The sequence below is a fragment of the Bacillus sp. PPSBB_2 genome (genome assembly GCF_045291115.1).
In the GTDB taxonomy this organism is placed as follows: domain Bacteria; phylum Bacillota; class Bacilli; order Bacillales; family Bacillaceae_G; genus Bacillus_A; species Bacillus_A cereus.
Genome location: NZ_CP147983.1, coordinates 5145281 through 5165106, shown reverse-complemented (window position 1 = coordinate 5165106; position 19826 = coordinate 5145281). Strand labels below are relative to the sequence as shown.

Sequence of the window (19826 nt, the reverse complement as noted above, 5' to 3'; positions counted from 1 at the left end):
TTATACATTTAATTAAAGTAAGAGAAGGGGGAAGCGATATGGCAAAAACTTTAATGGATTCACTTGGAATTGAGTTGTTAGAGATGACAGAAGATAAGGTAGTTGCTACGATGCCTGTTGATGAGCGTACGCATCAACCGTTTGGATTTTTACATGGAGGTGCATCGGTTGCATTAGCGGAAACAGTGGCAAGTGTTGGTTCATATAATTTAATTGATCAAGAAAAATGTATTTGTTTCGGATTAGAAATTAATGCAAACCACATTCGCTCAAAGAAAGATGGAATTGTAACAGCGATCGGAACACCGATACATAGAGGACAATCGACAATGGTTTGGGATGTTCGTATTATTGATGAAAATGATGATTTACTATGTATATCAAGATGTACAGTAGCAATTAAAGAAAAACGTGAAAAGTAAAAAAGAGGCGCTCTTATGAGCAGCCTCTTTTTCTTATAATTAGAACTGGATTTTCTTCTCTAAGAAACCTTTTAGTTCGCTAATTGGCATACGAACTTGTTCCATTGTGTCACGGTCACGTACTGTAACAGCTTTGTCTTCAACTGAGTCGAAGTCGTATGTGATACAGAATGGTGTACCGATTTCGTCTTGACGACGGTAACGTTTACCGATAGAACCAGTTTCATCAAAGTCTACCATGAAGTCTTTAGCTAATTCTGCGAATACTTCAGTAGCACCTTCAGATAGCTTCTTAGATAATGGTAAGATAGCTGCTTTGTATGGTGCTAAAGCAGGGTGGAAACGAAGAACTGTACGAGAATCGTTTTCTAATTGCTCTTCTTCATATGCATCACATAAGAATGCTAATGTTACGCGGTCTGCGCCTAAAGATGGCTCGATGCAGTATGGCACGTAACGCTCATTCGTTTGTGGATCAATATAGTTAAAGTCTTCGTTTGAATGTTCCATGTGACGTTTTAAGTCGAAGTCTGTACGAGATGCAACGCCCCAAAGTTCGCCCCAACCGAATGGGAATTTGAATTCAATGTCAGTTGTTGCATTACTGTAGTGAGATAACTCTTCTTCACCGTGGTCACGAAGACGCATGCTCTCTTCAGACATACCAAGTGAAAGTAACCAGTTTTTACAAGTTTCACGCCAGAATGCAAACCACTCTAAATCTTCACCAGGCTTACAGAAGAATTCAAGTTCCATTTGTTCGAATTCACGTGTACGGAATGTGAAGTTACCAGGCGTGATTTCGTTACGGAAACTCTTACCGATTTGGCCGATACCAAATGGAAGCTTTTTACGCATAGAGCGTTGAACGTTTTTGAAGTTTACGAAAATACCTTGTGCTGTTTCAGGACGAAGGAAGATTTCGTTTGTGCTAGACTCTGTAACACCTTGGAATGTTTTGAACATTAAGTTGAACTGACGGATTTCAGTGAATTCTTCACTACCGCAATCAGGACATTTTACTTCATGTTCTTTCATTAAGTCAGCCATTTGGTCGAAAGTAAGACCGTCAACAACCATTTCGATGCCTTTTGCATCTAAAGCATCCTCAATTAATTTGTCAGCACGGTGACGAGCTTTACATTTTTTACAGTCAATCATTGGATCGTTGAAGTTACCAACGTGACCAGAAGCGATCCAAGTTTTAGGGTTCATTAAAATAGCTGCGTCTAAACCAACGTTGTGTGGAGATTCTTGAATGAATTTTTTCCACCAAGCTTTTTTAACGTTATTTTTTAATTCGATTCCAAGTGGACCGTAATCCCAAGTGTTTGCAAGACCACCGTAAATTTCAGAACCAGGGAAAACAAAACCGCGATGTTTCGCTAAGTTTACAACTTGTTCCATTGAATACATAAGAAAATCCTCCTTTTGAAAGTTAACGTATTGGCGATGACATACTCTGATACTTTGGAAATGAGCAGTATATGCTAAAAAGAACATAAAAAAACGCTCATCCCAAGGCTTATTTGCCTAGGGACGAGCGTTTGCCCGCGGTTCCACCCTAGTTGATACACAAAAGGTGCATCCACTTTATCATGTATTGCTCGGGACTGCCGTTTCCTTGCGGCTTCAGGCTTTCACTATCCCTGAATCGCTTTTTATGCAAGTACTTATAAGTCCGTCATCGCTACTTATATTAATAATAATGAACATATTCTAACACGTTCTTTTTTAAATCTCAATAGAGGAACGCGTCTATCTATGATAGAGTCTCGCCTATTTTTTCATTATTTATTCCGTAATTTTCTTTAATATGCTTAATTGCTTCACGCTTACTTAATGGAGCGAGCTCATTGTTTTGAACGTATTCCCAAACTACATCCGGATTTGTTTTTGCATATTCACGAAGGACCCAGCCAATCGCTTTTTGAATGAAAAATTCTTTTGAAGAATGTAGTTGTCCAATAATCCAGAAAAGAAGTTCTTCATCCATCTTTTGTTTATATTTTAGTTGGAATAAAATAGCGGCACGTTGTAACCATATGTTATCTGATGCAATCCATTTTGGAATATAGGCAGAAATTAATTCTGGATGTTTTAAAAAGATATCGCCTAAAAATGTAGGGACGATGCTATCGACAGAGTCCCACCAAGATTTTGTGACAATCAGTTCTTCTAAGAAGGGGATATGAGTTTCGTTTATATGCTTTTTATATTTTTGCATAATATCAAGTGCGGCCGCTTGGAATTCACGTTCTGGTAAGTTCCAAAGCTCACGTATGATAATTTGGAAGTCTTTTTGATCTGGGAGAGTATGTATTTGAATGATGTCTTTTAATAATTGGCGTCTTTCCGGTGTTTGAATACCTAGAAATGGGAAGTGATTTTTCATATAACGAGCCATAGGTTCTGCTTTTTCAGGATTTTGATGAGCTGTGAAATGCTCTTGTAATGCTTTTACAAATGGATGCATAAGTGTTGCTCCTCTCTTATTCTCTTTCTTCTCTTATTATACAAAGAGTTTGGATAAATTTTAAAACATAACTTGCAATGTAATGAAATATGTTGAAAGTAGAGAGGAGAGGATAAGATGGAGGATCAAGGCGTATTAGCAGGTTTCTTTGCTCTTAGTTTTGCGTTTATTCTTGTTATATTGATTTGGGCAATTATTTCATATTTGTTAACGGCTTTTGCACTTTATTCGATGGCGAAAAATGATGGTGCAACGGACGGGGTGCTTGCGTTTATTCCGTTTTTGAATAGTAAGACATGGGGTGACTTAGCGAAAGATAAATTACCAGATTTTTTGAAAGAAGAAGCAGGGTGGAAAGTATTCGGTATATACGTTGCATGTTTTATTTTTAATTTCGTACCAATTATAAGTTTACTAGCAACAGCTGTATCGATTGTATTGTCCATTTATCTTATCTACGCTATTTTAGACAGATACGGAACGAACTCTATATTATTTACGATTATTCATGTAATCACATTTTCAGTGTTCTTACCGATTCATTTATTTATCATTCGAAATGAACCGGTGAGATATAAAGAGTAGATTTTTCTTTTTTGTTGATAAGTCGATATATTTTAGATATAAGTAAAAAAGCGCCCTGATTATCAGAGCGCTTTTTTTACTACATAAGGTAGCGTAAATAAATATAAATGTGAGAAATGATTAATGAAACGATCATAATTGGGAAACCGACTTTTAGGAAGTCCATGTAACTAAATTTATGTCCTTCGCGGCTCGCGATACCTGCAACGATTACGTTAGCAGAAGCTCCGATTAATGTTCCGTTTCCGCCCAGACAAGCACCTAGTGCTAATGCCCACCATAATACATCGATTTGTGCGTCAGATGGTGATAAGCCTAGCCCAACTGCCATATCGTTAATAAGTGGAATCATTGTTGCAACGAATGGGATGTTATCAATTGTTGCAGAGGCGATACCAGATACCCATAAAATAAGGATGGATGCGTAAGAAATATCTCCGCCTGTTATACCAATTACTTTTTGAGCTAACATTTTGATAAGACCGATATCGATAAGTCCTCCAACAAGTACGAATAGCCCTGCGAAGAAGAAGATTGTTACCCATTCTACACTTGCGAATACCTCTTCAATTTCATGTTCTTTCACACCAATTAACATAAGTACAGTAGCACCAGTTAAGGCGATAATAGCGGCATCAATATGGAAAATAGAATGAGTCATGAAACCTACAATTGTAAGTCCAAGTACCGTTAAAGATTTTTTCATTAATACTGGATCTTTAATGTATTGTTTTTCATCTAAGCTCATTAATTTTTTAACTTGTACAGGATCGGCAATTAATTGTTTACGGTACATAAAGTAAAGTATTGTTGCTGTAACTGCAATAATAATAATTACGATTGGTGCTAGATTCAATAGGAAAGCATTGAAGTCTAAATGCTTATTTGCAGAACCAATCATAATGTTAGGTGGATCACCAATTAATGTTGCTGTTCCTCCAATATTTGAAAAAATAATTTCAGAAAGTAAATAAGGAACAGGATTTACTTGCAGTATGCGCGTAATAGATAAAGTAACTGGAACAACAAGAAGTACAGTTGTAACGTTATCTAAAAATGCGGAGCCAAGCGCGGTAAGTAGGGAAAGGGAAATTAAAATTTTAATTGGATTTCCTTGTGCCCCTTTTGCTGCTTTAATAGCAACGTATTGGAAAACACCTGATTTACTCGTAATGTTCACCAAAATCATCATACCGATGAGTAGCGTAATCGTTCCCCATTCAATATGTTTCGTAAAGGCGTTATGTAAATCGACGACCCCCACAATTACCATGAATGCTGCACCGAGAAGTGCGATGACAGCGCGATTAATTTTTTCAGAAATAATAATGGCATATGTAATTAAAAAGACTGCGATAGCAAAATAATACTGCCAGTTAGCGAGTTCTTGCGTTGTTTCGTGCAAAAATCTCATCTCCTTTCATTCATTTTTCTTAGTGTGTCAAATATTAACTAGATGAAACACACATAACGTCATTATAAAGTAGAAAAACTGCGGATGTAAATGAAAGGAGAGATTTTGTCATATTTTCTGCATAGGTCATTTTTTCTTATTTTTTAAAATATTTGTGGGCATTTGACATATATATAAGATACATCCAATCTGAATATTTAAAATGGAATTAGCATTCGAGCTTGTTCGTGTAGGAGTGTCAAATAGAAAGGAATGACAAAAATGATAAGGAAGGGATCGTATGGATGAACAACGATTTTTATTTTTAGACTTTGAGTTTACGATGCCCCAGCATAGAAAGAAACCGAAAGGATTTTTTCCAGAGATTATTGAGGTAGGGCTCGTTTCAGTTGCTGGCTGTAAGGTAGAAGATACGTATTCATCACATGTCAGGCCGAAAACATTTCCCTCTTTAACGGATCGATGTAAGAAGTTTTTGGGAATAAAACAAGAAGTCGTAGATAAAGGGATTTCATTTCCTGAACTCGTTAAGAAGCTTGCAGAATACGAAACGAAATGTAAACCGACAATTGTAACGTGGGGAAATATGGATATGAAAGTGCTGAAGCATAATTGTGAGATAGCAGGGATAGCTTTTCCATTCTTCGGACAGTGTCGTGATTTATCGCTTGAGTATAAGAAGTTTTTTGGAGAAAGAAATCAAACAGGATTATGGAAAGCAATTGAGGCGTATGGAAAAGTAGGGACAGGGAAGCATCATTGTGCGCTTGATGATGCGATGACGACGTACAATATTTTTAAACTAGTAGAAAAAGATAAAGAGTATTTAGTAAAGCCAGCACCTCCAACATTAGGAGAACTCGTTGATTTTTCAAAAGTGTTAAAGAAAGTGAGCACACAGTAACGACCAAATTGCACATTATGTAATTTGGTCGTTTTGTTTTTTAGAGTTTGTAGTCTTTCTTTAACTGTTGTAATGTTTCTAGACTACGCTCTGCAAAAGGTGAATCATCTTCAAAAAATGAATTCATTTGAGTTTCTAATGCTAATTTTAGTGACTCGGTATAATCCGGAATTTCTCCTTCATATTTTTTCACCATTTGCTCTGGAATGTTCGTCTGTTCACGGAAAGCTAAAGCGCGTCTTTCATGGAAAAATGGTACGTCAGCCTGTTTTACGTTATGTAAGTCACCTTGCACCGGATGTTTTAAAACAGCTAATACTTTTACGACGTAACTGCCAGGGCGGCTATTTGTAACTTCGCCAATGTATTTTCCTGTTTTATAAATACCAGTAACGATTTCGCCAATTTCAAATGTTTCTCTCATATTTTTCACCTCAAGTTTATAGTAAGGAAAGTAGGAGAAGGAGTCAAAGAAATCATTTGCTTTCAGAACGCCCCTTGAGAATATGGATAGGTTCCACTATAATTTAAAATGATATAACAGAAAATTCTGATGTTTTATAAATCCTATAATAAGGAGTGTTCTATATGATGCCTTTATATTTTCCGGAAGATAAAACAGAATATATTATTCCAGGGATTGTTTGCGTTCTATTTATTATCGGTGCTATTGCCACGTGGCGCATGTTTATTCGTGTATCAAAAAGAGAAGCAGAGCGATTGCAGAAAGTTGAAGAAAAACTATTAGCTGAAAAGAAACAGTAATGCATTTTTGTATGTTTCCCTCTATGCTCGGACAATCTAAGGGCAGAATATATTTTGGAGGGAATAGAATGAAGAAACGGCTTTTTTTCAGTTGTTGTTTATTATTTCTGATGGCAGGTTGTGACCAAGGAAAGCCGAAAGAAATTGAAGTGAAATTACATAATGCTTCAGGAGATGAAGTAGGGACTGCGAAAGTAGTTCAGCAAACAAGTGGAGTGAAAATTACGATTAAAGGGGAAGGTTTCACGCCAGGCCCGCACGGACTACATGTACACGAAATTGGAGAGTGTAAAGCACCTCGTTTTGAATCAGCTGGAAATCATTTTAATCCAGATGATAAAAAACATGGTCTTCTTAATCCGAAGGGTGCAGAAAACGGTGATTTACCGAACGTAGTTGCAGATGGTTCTGGAAAGATTAAGGCGGAAATTAATGCCCCACACATCACACTTGAAGAAGGAAAAACGACGATTCATAGAAAAGATGGAGCGTCTATTATTATTACAGAAAACCCTGATGATGGTATGACTCAACCGACAGGTAAATCAGGGGATCGAATTGCTTGTGGCGTAATTGTAAAAAAAGCATCGGATATGAAGAAAAAGTAAAAGCTACCGTGAATGGTAGCTTTCTTTGTGAAATGTAATTGAAAATATATTAGCGATTATTGGAATATATCGACTGTAACTCAAATTATATCGGCGATTATTGGAATATATCGACTTGCTGACAAAATATGACAAAGGAGTCTGTCCAAGAATGATTAGGGGGACAGACTCCTTTCTTATTATGAAACCGTATGACGCAGTCTGTTTAAAATTTCTTCTAAAACAGATCGTGGACAGCCGATATTAATTCGAATATGTTCTTCGCCACCTAACCCGTATTTCTCACCAGGTTCAACAATGATTTTTCCTTTTTCCTCAAGTAATGCAGTACGCTCGTTTTGAGAAAGCTTTAGACGAGAACAATCAATCCATAATAAAAAGCTACCTTCTGGCTTCGTTACGGAAAGAGCAGGTATGTGAGTTTTAATATATTCACAAGCAAATTGAGCATTATCTTCTATATATAATCGAATTTCGTTTAGCCAATCATTACATTCTGTATAGGCACTTTGCATCGCTGTATAAGCGAAGATATTTAATCCGTGGAAGCCTTGTCTATATTGGATAGATGTAAAGGCTTGACGGAGTTTTTCATTTGGAATGATAATAATCGATGCTTGTAATCCAGCGATATTAAATGTTTTACTTGGAGCCATACAAGTAATCGTGCGAGCTGCTAATTCTTCAGATAAAGAAGCGAACGGTGTATGTGTATGATCTGCGTAAATAATATCGGAATGAATTTCATCCGCCACAACGATTACGTTATATTTAGTACATAACGATCCGAGCTGCAAAAGTTCCTCTTTCGTCCAAACGCGCCCGATTGGGTTATGAGGGCTACAAAGAAGCATGAGTTTGATGCCTTGCTGAAACTGCTTTTCTAAATGCTTGAAGTCTATCACATATGTATCATTTTGTTTCTGTAATGGACTCACGTATAACTGTCTGTTGTTTGTTGTAACCATTTCGAAAAATGGAGGATAAATAGGTGGTTGTACGAGAACGGATTCGTTTTCTTTTGTGAAAGCCTGTATGCTCGTACTAAGAGCTGGAACGATTCCGGCGCTAAAGACAATCCATTCTTTTTGAATATCCCAGTCGTATTGTTGTTTTGTCCAGTTACAAATAATATTCCCAATATTTTCGGGAGGAAGTGTATAGCCAAAAATCGGATGTTCGATTCGTTGTTTTAAGGCAGTTTGAATTGGTTTTGGTACTTCAAAATCCATATCAGCAATCCAAGCATGGATAAGTTCTTCGTTTTTATATGTATCCCATTTTATACTATGCGTTCCACGTCGATTGATTGCTTTATGAAATAGTTGCATAAGTTTGCTCCCTTCTTCTGTAAAACCAATAAGTTATGAAAGTTCTCTCTCTTCTTATAGAATAGCTGATGTGATAGGATAAAGAAAAGTATTAAAAAGTGAAAAGGCGGGAAGCGAATGGGTACATATGAAAAGATGATAGAGGTTGTGAAGAATTGGGATCCGTTTCAAATGGGACCGGAGTTTTATGAAACAGAAGCGAGCGATGTTGTGAACGTCATAAGTGTGTTTGACGATCCAAAATACATCGCAAAGAAGATTCAACATATATACTTTATGTCTTTTGAGGAAGTACCTGCGCTTGAAAAATGTGAGAAATTAGCTATGGAATTACTTGTAATAAAAGAAGGTGGAAGCTGTTCATTATAGGCTGTCGGAATTTCCGACAGCCTTTTTTATATTATCCCGCTATTTTCCGGGCAGTAAGACCCCGACCTCAAAATTCAGCGGAAGCAAAGAAGTTAGGTGGGGGCTGATTAAAGTTTCATTTTATTGCGCGGAAAAAGCGATAATTTCTTCATAAACATGTTCAGGCTTTTCTTCAGGTAGTAAATGTCCTGTATTTTCATAAGAAATAAATTTTGAATTCGGTAAATCTTTGTGTAGACGATGACCTACATGTACAGGGACGACGCGGTCTTTTTCACCCCAAATGAGTAGGATAGGTGTTTCGATTTTTTGTAATTCAGTTGAAGATAAGTCACCTTCACGGTCTCGTATCATGCGAGTTAAAGCGGGAAATATACGGTTGTCATAAAAAGGAGCGGAGTAACCTTTTTTCATTTCATCGTCAATTAATGAGTGATCATGAACGACATTCATTAAGTTATGAACAATGCCGCGCCGTATAATCCAGTTCTTTACGTATAAATGAAAGAACGGTAAATAAGAAGAGTATAGTAAAGGTAAGGTTGCGCGCGCTAAATAGCTCGAGCTACATAGTAAAATCGTCTTTGAAATGAGTTCAGGACGTATACGGTTTACATAGAGAGAAATTTGCCCACCCATAGAATGCCCAACTAATACAATGTTTGAGAGAGATAAATGTTCAATTAAATCAATAATAATCGTTGCTAAATTGTGATAAGAATACTTAAACAGATGAGACTTATCACTTTTTCCGAACGGTGGTAAATCAAGAGCAATGACTGTTCCTTCCTTCGCTAGTAAAGGAATGAGACGGCGGTAACTGAATGAGGAAGATAAAAAGCCGTGAACGAGTACGAAAGTAGGGCGTTCTGTTTTATTATCATGTTCATACAATTCGTAATGAACAGTAGTGCCGCGAGTGGAAAAAGTGAAATAAGGACAAGTATATTTATGATTCATTTTTTGTCACTCCATTGATTTTTGTTCATATCATCTCCAAGGAAGAAGAAAATATGTTAACAAAAAAAGGCAAGATGACGATGTCATCTTGCCTTTCGTTTATTCAGTATTACCCGCGCACAATATTAGGTGGTGTTTTTCCTTGTAATCCTGCAACTAAATTTTCAGCGGCGGTCATGGCCATTTGCTGACGAGTTTTTAATGTTGCAGATCCGATGTGCGGTAAAGTCACAACATTTTGTAATGATAAGAGTGGATTATCTTTTTGGATTGGCTCTTGTGTAAAAGTATCGATGCCTGCTGCAAAGATTTTCTTTTCTGTTAAAGCATGGATTAACGCTTCTTCATCTACTGTTTTCCCCCGAGAAGCATTAATGAAGATTGCTGTTTCTTTCATTAATGAAAATTCCTTTTCTCCGATAAGGTGATATGTTTCATCTGTTAATGGAGTAAGAAGAACAATAAAGTCAGACTGCTTCAGTAGCGTCTGTAAATCACAATATGTAGCATCGAATTTTTGTTCAGCTTCTTCTTTACGACGGCGGTTATAGTAAAGAACATTCATATCAAATCCGAATTTTGCTCGTTTTGCAACGGCTTCTCCAATTCGGCCCATACCGATAATACCAATTGTGCTATGGTGTACATCTAGTCCGAAGTGTTCTTTTCCGATTTCAGCGTTCCATTCACCATTTTTTACGTAAGAATCGAGTTCGCAAACGCGGCGCCCAGCTGATAGCATAAGGGCGAAAACGAGATCAGCTACTGTATCATCTAATACGTATGGTGTATTCGTTCCGATAACCTTTCGATTTTTCATCGCTTGTAAATCAAAATTATCGTAACCAACAGAAATGTTGCTCACTACTTTTAAGTTAGGAGCCACTGTCAGTAATTCTTCATTAATAGCAGATCCGAAATTTAATAACCCATCTTTATCTTGTATTTTCTCTAATAGAACATCACGAGGTACTTTCTCATTTTGATCCCATTTTTCATAATCACAGTGTTCTGATAAATAGTTTTCTACAAATGTCGGAACTGGTTCAGCAATATAAATTTTTGGTTTCACGGTTCCATCCCCTTTCGCTTTATCACGCATTTTTCCGCTGATTAAAGTTTCACTTTACCCCGCTTTAACGAGCAGTAAGACTCCAACCTAAAAAGACGGTTGAGACAAAGAAGTGAGGTGGGAGATCAACTGCTCGTAAAAGCCCGATTGGTGTGGGCTGATAATCAGCGGGGTGAAGCATTCTGCTGATTAAAGTTTCACCTTATTTTGACATAATTCAATAGAAAAATCTTCTTTTCAAACTGGAAAGGGTATTTGTATAATTTAGAAACAAACGAAAAGGAAGGATGATTTATATGGTGACAGAAAAAGAATTAGAATTATTAGCTTGTCTTGAAAAGAGTAGTCGATTATCTGTAGATACATTAGCGAAGCTGTTAAATATAGAAGTAGAAGAAGTAAAGAAGATGGTTGCGAGATTAGAAAATGAAAAGATTATTGTGGATTATGTAACACATATCGATTGGACGAAAGTGAAAGAACATACAGGTTTAACGGCAATGATCGATGTGAAAGTTACGCCAAAGCACGGCGTTGGGTTTGATGCGGTTGCTGAGCAAATTTATCGTTATTCAGAAGTGAAATCCGTTTATTTAATGTCAGGGACATATGATCTTTCTATTACATTAGAAGGGAAAACGATGGGGGAAGTAGCGATGTTTGTTTCTGAGAAATTAGCAACAATTGAATCTGTCGTTTCTACAACTACTCATTTCATTTTGAAGAAGTATAAACATGAGGGCGTTATTTATGAAAAAGACGATGATGATAAGCGAATTGTGGTGACACCATGAAGCAATTTGAACTATCTAGATCAGCAGAATCTTTAAAACCATCTGGTATTCGAAAATTTTTTGATTTAGCAGCAAATATGAAAGGTGTTATTTCCCTCGGGGTAGGAGAGCCGGATTTTGTTACCCCTTGGAATGTAAGGCAAGCATGTATTCGTTCTTTGGAACAAGGGTATACGTCATATACAGCAAATGCAGGATTATTGGAGCTCCGTCAAGAAATAGCAAAGTATCTAAAAAAACAATTTGCAGTATCTTATGATCCAAGTGATGAAATCATTGTTACAGTTGGAGCGAGCCAGGCGTTAGATGTAGCGATGCGTGCCATTATAAATCCTGATGATGAAGTGCTCATTGTTGAACCAAGCTTCGTTTCTTATGCACCACTTGTGACATTAGCTGGAGGAGTTCCGGTTCCTGTGGCGACTAAGCTAGAAAACGAGTTTAAAGTACAACCAGAACAAATTGAAGCAGCTATTACAGCGAAAACAAAGGCGATTTTACTTTGTTCACCAAATAACCCGACAGGTGCAATGCTAAATAAATTCGAGCTTGAAGAAATAGCAGTGATTGTTGAGAAGTACAATCTAATTGTATTATCTGATGAAATTTATGCAGAGCTTGTATACGACGAAGCATATACAAGTTTCGCGAGTATTAAAAATATGCGCGAGCATACGATTTTAATTTCAGGATTTTCAAAAGGATTTGCGATGACAGGATGGCGTCTCGGTATGATTGCAGCTCCTGTTCAGTTTTCAGAATTGATGCTCAAAATTCACCAATATTCCATGATGTGTGCACCGACGATGTCTCAGTTCGCAGCACTTGAAGCGTTACGTGCGGGGAATGATGAAGTAATTCGGATGAGAGATAGTTATAAGAAGCGTCGTAATTTTATGACGACATCTTTCAATGAAATGGGCTTAACGTGTCATGTGCCGGGCGGAGCATTTTATGTTTTCCCTTCTATATCTTCAACAGGATTATCTTCAGCGGAATTTGCAGAACAGTTATTGCTGGAAGAAAAAGTAGCTGTTGTCCCTGGTAGCGTATTTGGCGAAAGTGGTGAAGGGTTTATTCGTTGTTCTTATGCGACGTCGCTTGAACAACTTATGGAAGCAATGAAGAGAATGGAACGGTTTGTTGAAAATAAAAAAAGGACAAAACGTAATACGTTTTGTCCATAAAAGGGGGGAATACTAGAAAGCCATGTGTTAGTAGTCTATCCCAATATTGGAGAATTATACTTCTTTAAGGGAAATTTTTCATGAATTTTGAATGAGTTCTGTCATAGTGGTATAATTTACTAATATAAGGTATGCGCATTCTAGATATTGTTATCTAGAATGTGTACTAACCAATCGGATATTTAAAATAAATATATCTGCTTTGCTCTCTATAATTGTAGAGAGAATGGTAAACGTATGGGAGTGTTTCATATGTCAGAACAATATACAACAGGAGTGGTTGTAACAGGGAAAGTGACTGGAATTCAAGATTACGGTGCGTTTGTAGCGTTAGATGCAGAAACACAAGGACTTGTGCATATATCTGAAATTACAAATGGATATGTAAAGGATATTCATGACTTTTTAAAGGTCGGCGATACAGTAGAAGTAAAGGTACTTTCAATTGATGAAGAGCACAGAAAAATGAGTTTATCGTTAAAAGCGGCGAAAAGAAAACAAGGAAGGATTCTTATACCGAACCCATCTGAAAACGGATTTAATACGCTGCGAGAAAAGTTGGCAGAATGGATTGAAGAGTCCGAGTTAACAAAGTAAAAGAGGAACGCATATGAGCGTTCCTCTTTTACTTTATCTTATGATATATATTTGCAAATATGATTGCATGCAATCATATTCGTATGTCGGAGGTGAAAGGACATACTGATTATCGAATTTCGTTTGTTTCTGGGTGCGTACCAAGATTTTCAGATGGTTTAAACAGTAAACCAAGGTTGATAAGCCCAGATATACCAACGATGCCGTAAATAATACGTGCAAGAGCTGAATTTTGTCCACCGAAAATGGCTGCTACTAAGTCAAACTGGAAAAACCCGATTAGTCCCCAGTTCACAGCGCCAATTACAGTAAAGACTAATGCGATACGTTGTAAAGTACTCATGAAAAAGCCCCCCTTAATTGTGAAGCATGAGCAAGCGATGAGTTAATTAACTCTTTTATAGAATGGGGTAGTTATGTTGTTTTTATACATAAAAAATGTTTGAAAGAAGATGTATATACATCTATACCGAAAAATGCGAATTTTTATGCAAAAAATGAACTTTTTCTAAAAAATATATATTGGTTACGTTTACAATGTTTGAATCGCTTGATTTACAACTTCAGTTTCGCTAAAGTGAATACAGAAATACATATCCATAATTGGAGGGAAAAAGATGAGTACACATGTAACGTTCGACTATTCTAAAGCGTTATCCTTCATCGGTGAACATGAAATCACTTATTTACGTGATGCAGTGAAAGTAACACATCACGCAATCCACGAAAAAACTGGAGCTGGGAACGATTTCCTTGGGTGGGTAGACCTTCCGCTTCAATATGACAAAGAAGAATTCGCTCGCATTCAAAAATGCGCAGAAAAAATTAAAAATGACTCTGACATTTTACTTGTTGTAGGTATTGGTGGTTCTTACCTAGGAGCACGCGCAGCAATCGAAATGTTAAACCATTCTTTCTACAATACGCTTTCTAAAGAACAACGTAAAACTCCACAAGTGCTATTTGTTGGACAAAACATTAGCTCCACTTACATGAAAGATTTAATGGACGTATTAGAAGGTAAAGACTTCTCTATTAACGTTATTTCCAAATCAGGTACAACAACAGAACCAGCACTAGCATTCCGTATCTTCCGTAAGTTATTAGAAGAAAAGTATGGAAAAGAAGAAGCTCGCAAACGTATTTATGCAACTACAGATAAAGCGCGTGGTGCATTAAAAACATTAGCTGATAACGAAGGTTACGAAACATTTGTTATTCCAGATGATGTTGGAGGTCGTTTCTCTGTATTAACGCCAGTTGGTTTATTACCAATCGCAGTAAGTGGCTTAAATATTGAAGAGATGATGAAAGGTGCAGCTGCTGGTCATGATGACTTCGGAACATCAGAACTAGAAGAAAATCCAGCTTACCAATACGCAGTAGTTCGTAACGCTTTATACAATAAAGGAAAAACAATTGAAATGCTTGTTAACTATGAGCCAGCACTTCAATACTTCGCTGAGTGGTGGAAACAGTTATTTGGTGAAAGTGAAGGAAAAGATCAAAAAGGTATTTTCCCATCTTCAGCAAACTTCTCAACTGATTTACACTCATTAGGTCAATACGTTCAAGAAGGGCGTCGTGACTTATTTGAAACAGTTCTTAAAGTAGGTAAATCTACACATGAACTAACAATCGAATCAGAAGAAAACGATTTAGACGGATTAAACTACCTTGCTGGTGAAACTGTAGACTTCGTAAACACAAAAGCATACGAAGGTACATTACTTGCACATAGCGACGGGGGAGTACCAAACTTAATCGTAAATATTCCTGAATTAAATGAGTACACATTCGGTTACCTTGTATACTTCTTCGAAAAAGCATGTGCGATGAGCGGCTACTTATTAGGCGTGAATCCATTTGACCAACCTGGAGTAGAAGCATACAAGAAAAACATGTTTGCTTTACTTGGTAAACCAGGATTTGAAGAATTAAAAGCAGAATTAGAAGAGCGTTTAAAATAATAAAAAGCGACCGGATTCCGGTCGCTTTTTATTATTTTATCGAAAAGTTCATCAGTATATTCAAACTAAAGTGGGTATGCTAAAGGAAAAGTCTAGGAGGGATGGGCTTGATTCCGATTCAATCAAATTTAGAAGGACGTACATATGCGTTATATAAGTTAGAAGAGATTATGAAACCACTTGGATATAGCATTGGTGGTAATTGGGATTATGATAAAGGATGCTTCGATTACAAAATTGATGAAGAAGATGGGTATCAATTTTTACGAGTTCCATTTACAGCCATTGATGGAGAACTAGATGTACCAGGCGTAATAGTTCGTCTTGGAACGCCGTATATTCTTTCGCACGTATATCAAGACGAACTAGATGATAATGTGAATACTTTAACAGCTGGAACAAGTGGAATGGATCAATTTGCTGAGCCGAAAGATCCAGATGGAGATGTGAAAAGAAAATATATCAATATTGGGAAAGTGCTCATGCAAGAATTAGAGCGTCATTTTACTAATGGTGAATAACAATGAGTATGTCGCTTTCAATGAGAACAAAGGAATGAACTGGATTAATCATATATTGTTCGTCGCGCTTTATACCTAGTAAGAGAATGTTTTGCTTTAAAAGAGTATAGCTACAATTGGCAAAAGTTTGTCCGGTGCAGGACGATGGAAGCTCCATCAGTTGTAATTTATTATCAGAGATTTCGTCGTAAAGTGAAAATAGTACACCTGAAATGGAAGGGAATAAAAGAGAAGCGGTAAATACATAGCTCGTTAATTTATTTCCTTCTATAATTTCTGACACGCCAGCTCTCGTTGCATTTTGTATTTGTTCAGAAGTAAGAAGTTCAGCGATGCAGTGAATGTTTGGGTTGAGCCCTTTTGCAGTTAAAATATTTAAAATGGACTGTGTATCCGCTAAGCTTTCGTTTTTTTCTTTATCAGCTGTTATTAATATGGTGTGTGCCGTTGCAATATTGGCCTTTAATAAAGTTTGATCGTGATGCGGACAACCTTTTATAAATTCTAAATGATGAAATGGTTTTGGGAGTAAAGAAAGTGTTTCATCAATTAAAACGATATCAAGGTTTGGTTGTAATACGTGCATTTGCTTTACAACATGTTTTGCGCGCTCATTCCAGCCAACGATAATCATATGACCGTTAGAAGTAGCGGCTTCTTCACCTTTAATTTTCATATATTGTTTATTAATCATTTCAGTAGCAAACAGCACCATATAATAAGAACAAAAGCCAGTTCCTAATAAAATAATACTTATACCTATTAGTTTTCCTATCGTTGTATGGGGAGCAAAGTCGCCATATCCAACTGTAAAAATGGTAACGATTGACCACCAAATTCCGTCAAACCATGTAGTGAAATGAAAAGGTTCTAATCTATGTATAAGAAAACCGGAAAAAGCAGTCAGTACAATAATAAAACAAATTAAACGAAAAATAATGGAATCACGAAATGTATCTACTAAATTCGGACGGGATTTCAATTGCCTATTCCTCCTTACTTTGTAGGACTACATTCATTGTTGCCATTATAGAAAAAAGAAAAACTCTCTAATTAAAGAGAGTTTGTTTTACGTTACATACTTTCCACTTCAGTTTGTTGGACACTTTCAAGATGCTGGAGAGCATAGTAAACATCAGCAGTATGTCTTTTTTGATCAATGGACAGTTTAAGATGTAAATAGTGAGAACCGTTTTCTAATGTTTTAAGCTTCATATTCTTAACTTTTATATCCATTTCTTTTATTTCTTCAATTACGATTGGGATATTGTCCATATTTCGTACAACAAGTTTCACAGCGATATCACGTTGACGAAATGATCTAGGGCCTACATATTTCATCGCGAGTGGTATAAGTTCGACACTAATCATAAGGAAACACATTCCGAATATCGCTTCAATATAGAATCCGGCCCCAACAGCAATACCAATACCAGAAGCACCCCAGATCATAGCGGCAGTCGTGAGCCCTGCAATGCTATCGTTGCCTCTTCTTAAAATTACGCCAGCACCTAAAAAACCAATTCCTGATACAATTTGAGCGGCAAGTCGAAGTGGATCCATATTCATATGATCGGTATGTGGTAAGTTATAAGCTGCTTTAATAGAAACAATCGTTAGGAGGCAACTAATAATAGAAATAACTAAACACGTTTTTAAACCAAGTGGTTTCCGTTTTAATTCACGTTCTAAACCAATGGCAAATCCTAAAATAGCCGAGAGACCTAGTTTGATTAATAAATCGGTATAGTCCATATATATTCCTCCCTGTATGATATGCTATATGAATAAAACGCTTATTATAGAAAGAAACGTCTTTTGATAGAGTAACTTTATATAAAATATATGTAGGAATTGCTCATACATGAAAGAGATATTTCGTTTAAGTATATGATATAAAAAAAGAAATGTGGGCAGTTTTAAAAAAAGTTTATAAAAGGTGTTGCATTTCATTTTTTACCATGATATATTAATAACCGTCGCTGATGCGGAAACGCAGAAAACGACAAAAAAGAAATTGGAAAACTTAGTTGACATCGAAAAACGAAGATGTTAACATAAGGAAGTCGCAAATGAGCGACCAAGTAGTTCTTTGAAAACTGAACGAAACAAACAACGTGAAACGTCAATTTTTATTTTAGATGCTAGAAAAACTAACTTTATTGGAGAGTTTGATCCTGGCTCAGGATGAACGCTGGCGGCGTGCCTAATACATGCAAGTCGAGCGAATGGATTAAGAGCTTGCTCTTATGAAGTTAGCGGCGGACGGGTGAGTAACACGTGGGTAACCTGCCCATAAGACTGGGATAACTCCGGGAAACCGGGGCTAATACCGGATAACATTTTGAACCGCATGGTTCGAAATTGAAAGGCGGCTTCGGCTGTCACTTATGGATGGACCCGCGTCGCATTAGCTAGTTGGTGAGGTAACGGCTCACCAAGGCAACGATGCGTAGCCGACCTGAGAGGGTGATCGGCCACACTGGGACTGAGACACGGCCCAGACTCCTACGGGAGGCAGCAGTAGGGAATCTTCCGCAATGGACGAAAGTCTGACGGAGCAACGCCGCGTGAGTGATGAAGGCTTTCGGGTCGTAAAACTCTGTTGTTAGGGAAGAACAAGTGCTAGTTGAATAAGCTGGCACCTTGACGGTACCTAACCAGAAAGCCACGGCTAACTACGTGCCAGCAGCCGCGGTAATACGTAGGTGGCAAGCGTTATCCGGAATTATTGGGCGTAAAGCGCGCGCAGGTGGTTTCTTAAGTCTGATGTGAAAGCCCACGGCTCAACCGTGGAGGGTCATTGGAAACTGGGAGACTTGAGTGCAGAAGAGGAAAGTGGAATTCCATGTGTAGCGGTGAAATGCGTAGAGATATGGAGGAACACCAGTGGCGAAGGCGACTTTCTGGTCTGTAACTGACACTGAGGCGCGAAAGCGTGGGGAGCAAACAGGATTAGATACCCTGGTAGTCCACGCCGTAAACGATGAGTGCTAAGTGTTAGAGGGTTTCCGCCCTTTAGTGCTGAAGTTAACGCATTAAGCACTCCGCCTGGGGAGTACGGCCGCAAGGCTGAAACTCAAAGGAATTGACGGGGGCCCGCACAAGCGGTGGAGCATGTGGTTTAATTCGAAGCAACGCGAAGAACCTTACCAGGTCTTGACATCCTCTGAAAACCCTAGAGATAGGGCTTCTCCTTCGGGAGCAGAGTGACAGGTGGTGCATGGTTGTCGTCAGCTCGTGTCGTGAGATGTTGGGTTAAGTCCCGCAACGAGCGCAACCCTTGATCTTAGTTGCCATCATTAAGTTGGGCACTCTAAGGTGACTGCCGGTGACAAACCGGAGGAAGGTGGGGATGACGTCAAATCATCATGCCCCTTATGACCTGGGCTACACACGTGCTACAATGGACGGTACAAAGAGCTGCAAGACCGCGAGGTGGAGCTAATCTCATAAAACCGTTCTCAGTTCGGATTGTAGGCTGCAACTCGCCTACATGAAGCTGGAATCGCTAGTAATCGCGGATCAGCATGCCGCGGTGAATACGTTCCCGGGCCTTGTACACACCGCCCGTCACACCACGAGAGTTTGTAACACCCGAAGTCGGTGGGGTAACCTTTTTGGAGCCAGCCGCCTAAGGTGGGACAGATGATTGGGGTGAAGTCGTAACAAGGTAGCCGTATCGGAAGGTGCGGCTGGATCACCTCCTTTCTATGGAGAATTGATGAACGCTGTTCATCAATATAAGTTTCCGTGTTTCGTTTTGTTCAGTTTTGAGAGAACTATCTCTCATATATAAATGTATGTTCTTTGAAAACTAGATAACAGTGTAGCTCATATTTTTTAATTTT

21 protein-coding genes and 1 rRNA gene are annotated in these 19826 nt (G+C 37.9%); 12 read left to right on the top strand and 10 right to left on the bottom strand.

Annotated features, from left to right (window positions below; all coding sequences use genetic code 11):
- Nucleotides 1-38 precede the first annotated feature (38 nt).
- On the top strand, nt 39-422 hold the full coding sequence (locus V6946_RS26260; protein ID WP_001140612.1) for a hotdog fold thioesterase: 384 nt from the start codon (nt 39-41) through the stop codon (nt 420-422).
- Between the two features lie 39 nt (nt 423-461).
- On the opposite strand, the gene V6946_RS26255 is transcribed toward V6946_RS26260, so the two are convergent.
- Together V6946_RS26255 and V6946_RS26250 are read right to left on the bottom strand one after the other, a co-directional pair.
- Entirely contained in the window at nt 462-1838 is a 1377-nt protein-coding gene (locus V6946_RS26255; RefSeq protein WP_000287147.1) for a glycine--tRNA ligase, read from the bottom strand.
- Nucleotides 1839-2184: 346 nt separating this feature from the next.
- Nucleotides 2185-2898: a DNA alkylation repair protein gene (locus V6946_RS26250; protein ID WP_006922356.1), complete on the bottom strand. Its 714-nt coding sequence runs from the start codon at nt 2896-2898 to the stop codon at nt 2185-2187.
- Nucleotides 2899-3015: 117 nt separating this feature from the next.
- Here V6946_RS26250 and V6946_RS26245 point away from each other — a divergent pair, with 117 nt between their 5' ends.
- Entirely contained in the window at nt 3016-3483 is a 468-nt protein-coding gene (locus tag V6946_RS26245; RefSeq protein ID WP_000390061.1) for a hypothetical protein, read from the top strand.
- A 79-nt stretch (nt 3484-3562) separates the two neighbouring features.
- Here the strand turns inward: V6946_RS26245 and V6946_RS26240 are convergent, their stop codons facing one another.
- Nucleotides 3563-4888, bottom strand: a complete 1326-nt coding sequence (locus tag V6946_RS26240; RefSeq protein WP_000545209.1) for an ArsB/NhaD family transporter — start codon at nt 4886-4888, stop codon at nt 3563-3565.
- A 289-nt stretch (nt 4889-5177) separates the two neighbouring features.
- Here V6946_RS26240 and kapD point away from each other — a divergent pair, with 289 nt between their 5' ends.
- Nucleotides 5178-5801 (top strand): 3'-5' exonuclease KapD, encoded by a 624-nt coding sequence (gene kapD / locus V6946_RS26235; RefSeq protein ID WP_006922351.1) that lies wholly within the window; start codon nt 5178-5180, stop codon nt 5799-5801.
- Between the two features lie 40 nt (nt 5802-5841).
- Here kapD and V6946_RS26230 read toward each other — a convergent pair whose 3' ends face one another.
- Nucleotides 5842-6225 carry a kinase-associated lipoprotein B gene (locus tag V6946_RS26230; protein ID WP_001209342.1) on the bottom strand — a complete coding sequence of 128 codons (384 nt, stop codon included), beginning with the start codon at nt 6223-6225 and terminating at the stop codon, nt 5842-5844.
- Between the two features lie 164 nt (nt 6226-6389).
- Between V6946_RS26230 and V6946_RS26225 the strand changes: the two genes are divergently transcribed.
- Nucleotides 6390-6566 (top strand): hypothetical protein, encoded by a 177-nt coding sequence (locus V6946_RS26225; protein WP_000982757.1) that lies wholly within the window; start codon nt 6390-6392, stop codon nt 6564-6566.
- Between the two features lie 68 nt (nt 6567-6634).
- On the top strand, nt 6635-7174 hold the full coding sequence (sodC, locus tag V6946_RS26220) for a superoxide dismutase [Cu-Zn] (RefSeq protein WP_006922350.1): 540 nt from the start codon (nt 6635-6637) through the stop codon (nt 7172-7174).
- Between the two features lie 179 nt (nt 7175-7353).
- Here sodC and V6946_RS26215 read toward each other — a convergent pair whose 3' ends face one another.
- Nucleotides 7354-8505: a MalY/PatB family protein gene (locus V6946_RS26215; protein WP_006922349.1), complete on the bottom strand. Its 1152-nt coding sequence runs from the start codon at nt 8503-8505 to the stop codon at nt 7354-7356.
- A gap of 117 nt (nt 8506-8622) precedes the next feature.
- Between V6946_RS26215 and V6946_RS26210 the strand changes: the two genes are divergently transcribed.
- Nucleotides 8623-8874 (top strand): YugE family protein, encoded by a 252-nt coding sequence (locus V6946_RS26210; RefSeq protein WP_000537638.1) that lies wholly within the window; start codon nt 8623-8625, stop codon nt 8872-8874.
- Nucleotides 8875-8994: 120 nt separating this feature from the next.
- Here the strand turns inward: V6946_RS26210 and V6946_RS26205 are convergent, their stop codons facing one another.
- The gene (locus tag V6946_RS26205) at nt 8995-9834 is read right to left on the bottom strand and encodes an alpha/beta fold hydrolase (RefSeq protein ID WP_001015860.1); all 840 of its coding nucleotides are present in this window, start codon (nt 9832-9834) and stop codon (nt 8995-8997) included.
- Between the two features lie 109 nt (nt 9835-9943).
- The gene (locus tag V6946_RS26200) at nt 9944-10936 is read right to left on the bottom strand and encodes a D-glycerate dehydrogenase (protein ID WP_002041993.1); all 993 of its coding nucleotides are present in this window, start codon (nt 10934-10936) and stop codon (nt 9944-9946) included.
- A gap of 266 nt (nt 10937-11202) precedes the next feature.
- Between V6946_RS26200 and V6946_RS26195 the strand changes: the two genes are divergently transcribed.
- The 3 genes from V6946_RS26195 to yugI all read left to right on the top strand — a co-directional run bounded on the left by V6946_RS26195 (nt 11203) and on the right by yugI (nt 13484).
- Nucleotides 11203-11700, top strand: a complete 498-nt coding sequence (locus V6946_RS26195; protein ID WP_000255696.1) for an Lrp/AsnC family transcriptional regulator — start codon at nt 11203-11205, stop codon at nt 11698-11700.
- Nucleotides 11697-12887, top strand: coding sequence for an aminotransferase (locus V6946_RS26190; RefSeq protein ID WP_000808534.1), 1191 nt, complete (start codon nt 11697-11699; stop codon nt 12885-12887). Before V6946_RS26195 ends, V6946_RS26190 begins: the two co-directional genes overlap by 4 nt.
- 252 nt (nt 12888-13139) lie before the next feature.
- Complete coding sequence (yugI, locus tag V6946_RS26185; protein ID WP_000003764.1) at nt 13140-13484, top strand: S1 domain-containing post-transcriptional regulator GSP13; 345 nt, start codon at nt 13140-13142, stop codon at nt 13482-13484.
- 109 nt (nt 13485-13593) lie between these two features.
- On the opposite strand, the gene V6946_RS26180 is transcribed toward yugI, so the two are convergent.
- Nucleotides 13594-13827 carry a DUF378 domain-containing protein gene (locus V6946_RS26180; protein WP_000105788.1) on the bottom strand — a complete coding sequence of 78 codons (234 nt, stop codon included), beginning with the start codon at nt 13825-13827 and terminating at the stop codon, nt 13594-13596.
- Nucleotides 13828-14101: 274 nt separating this feature from the next.
- Here V6946_RS26180 and V6946_RS26175 point away from each other — a divergent pair, with 274 nt between their 5' ends.
- Nucleotides 14102-15454: a glucose-6-phosphate isomerase gene (locus V6946_RS26175; protein WP_000103654.1), complete on the top strand. Its 1353-nt coding sequence runs from the start codon at nt 14102-14104 to the stop codon at nt 15452-15454.
- 107 nt (nt 15455-15561) lie between these two features.
- Nucleotides 15562-15975 (top strand): YugN-like family protein, encoded by a 414-nt coding sequence (locus V6946_RS26170; RefSeq protein WP_000612334.1) that lies wholly within the window; start codon nt 15562-15564, stop codon nt 15973-15975.
- On the opposite strand, the gene V6946_RS26165 is transcribed toward V6946_RS26170, so the two are convergent.
- Together V6946_RS26165 and V6946_RS26160 are read right to left on the bottom strand one after the other, a co-directional pair.
- Nucleotides 15962-16957 (bottom strand): TrkA family potassium uptake protein, encoded by a 996-nt coding sequence (locus tag V6946_RS26165; protein WP_000842320.1) that lies wholly within the window; start codon nt 16955-16957, stop codon nt 15962-15964. The two genes, V6946_RS26170 and V6946_RS26165, sit on opposite strands and share 14 nt — an antisense overlap.
- Nucleotides 16958-17049: 92 nt before the next feature.
- Nucleotides 17050-17730, bottom strand: a complete 681-nt coding sequence (locus tag V6946_RS26160; RefSeq protein ID WP_000386676.1) for an MgtC/SapB family protein — start codon at nt 17728-17730, stop codon at nt 17050-17052.
- Between the two features lie 404 nt (nt 17731-18134).
- Between V6946_RS26160 and V6946_RS26155 the strand changes: the two genes are divergently transcribed.
- Nucleotides 18135-19686, top strand: a 16S ribosomal RNA gene (locus V6946_RS26155).
- Nucleotides 19687-19826 lie beyond the last annotated feature (140 nt).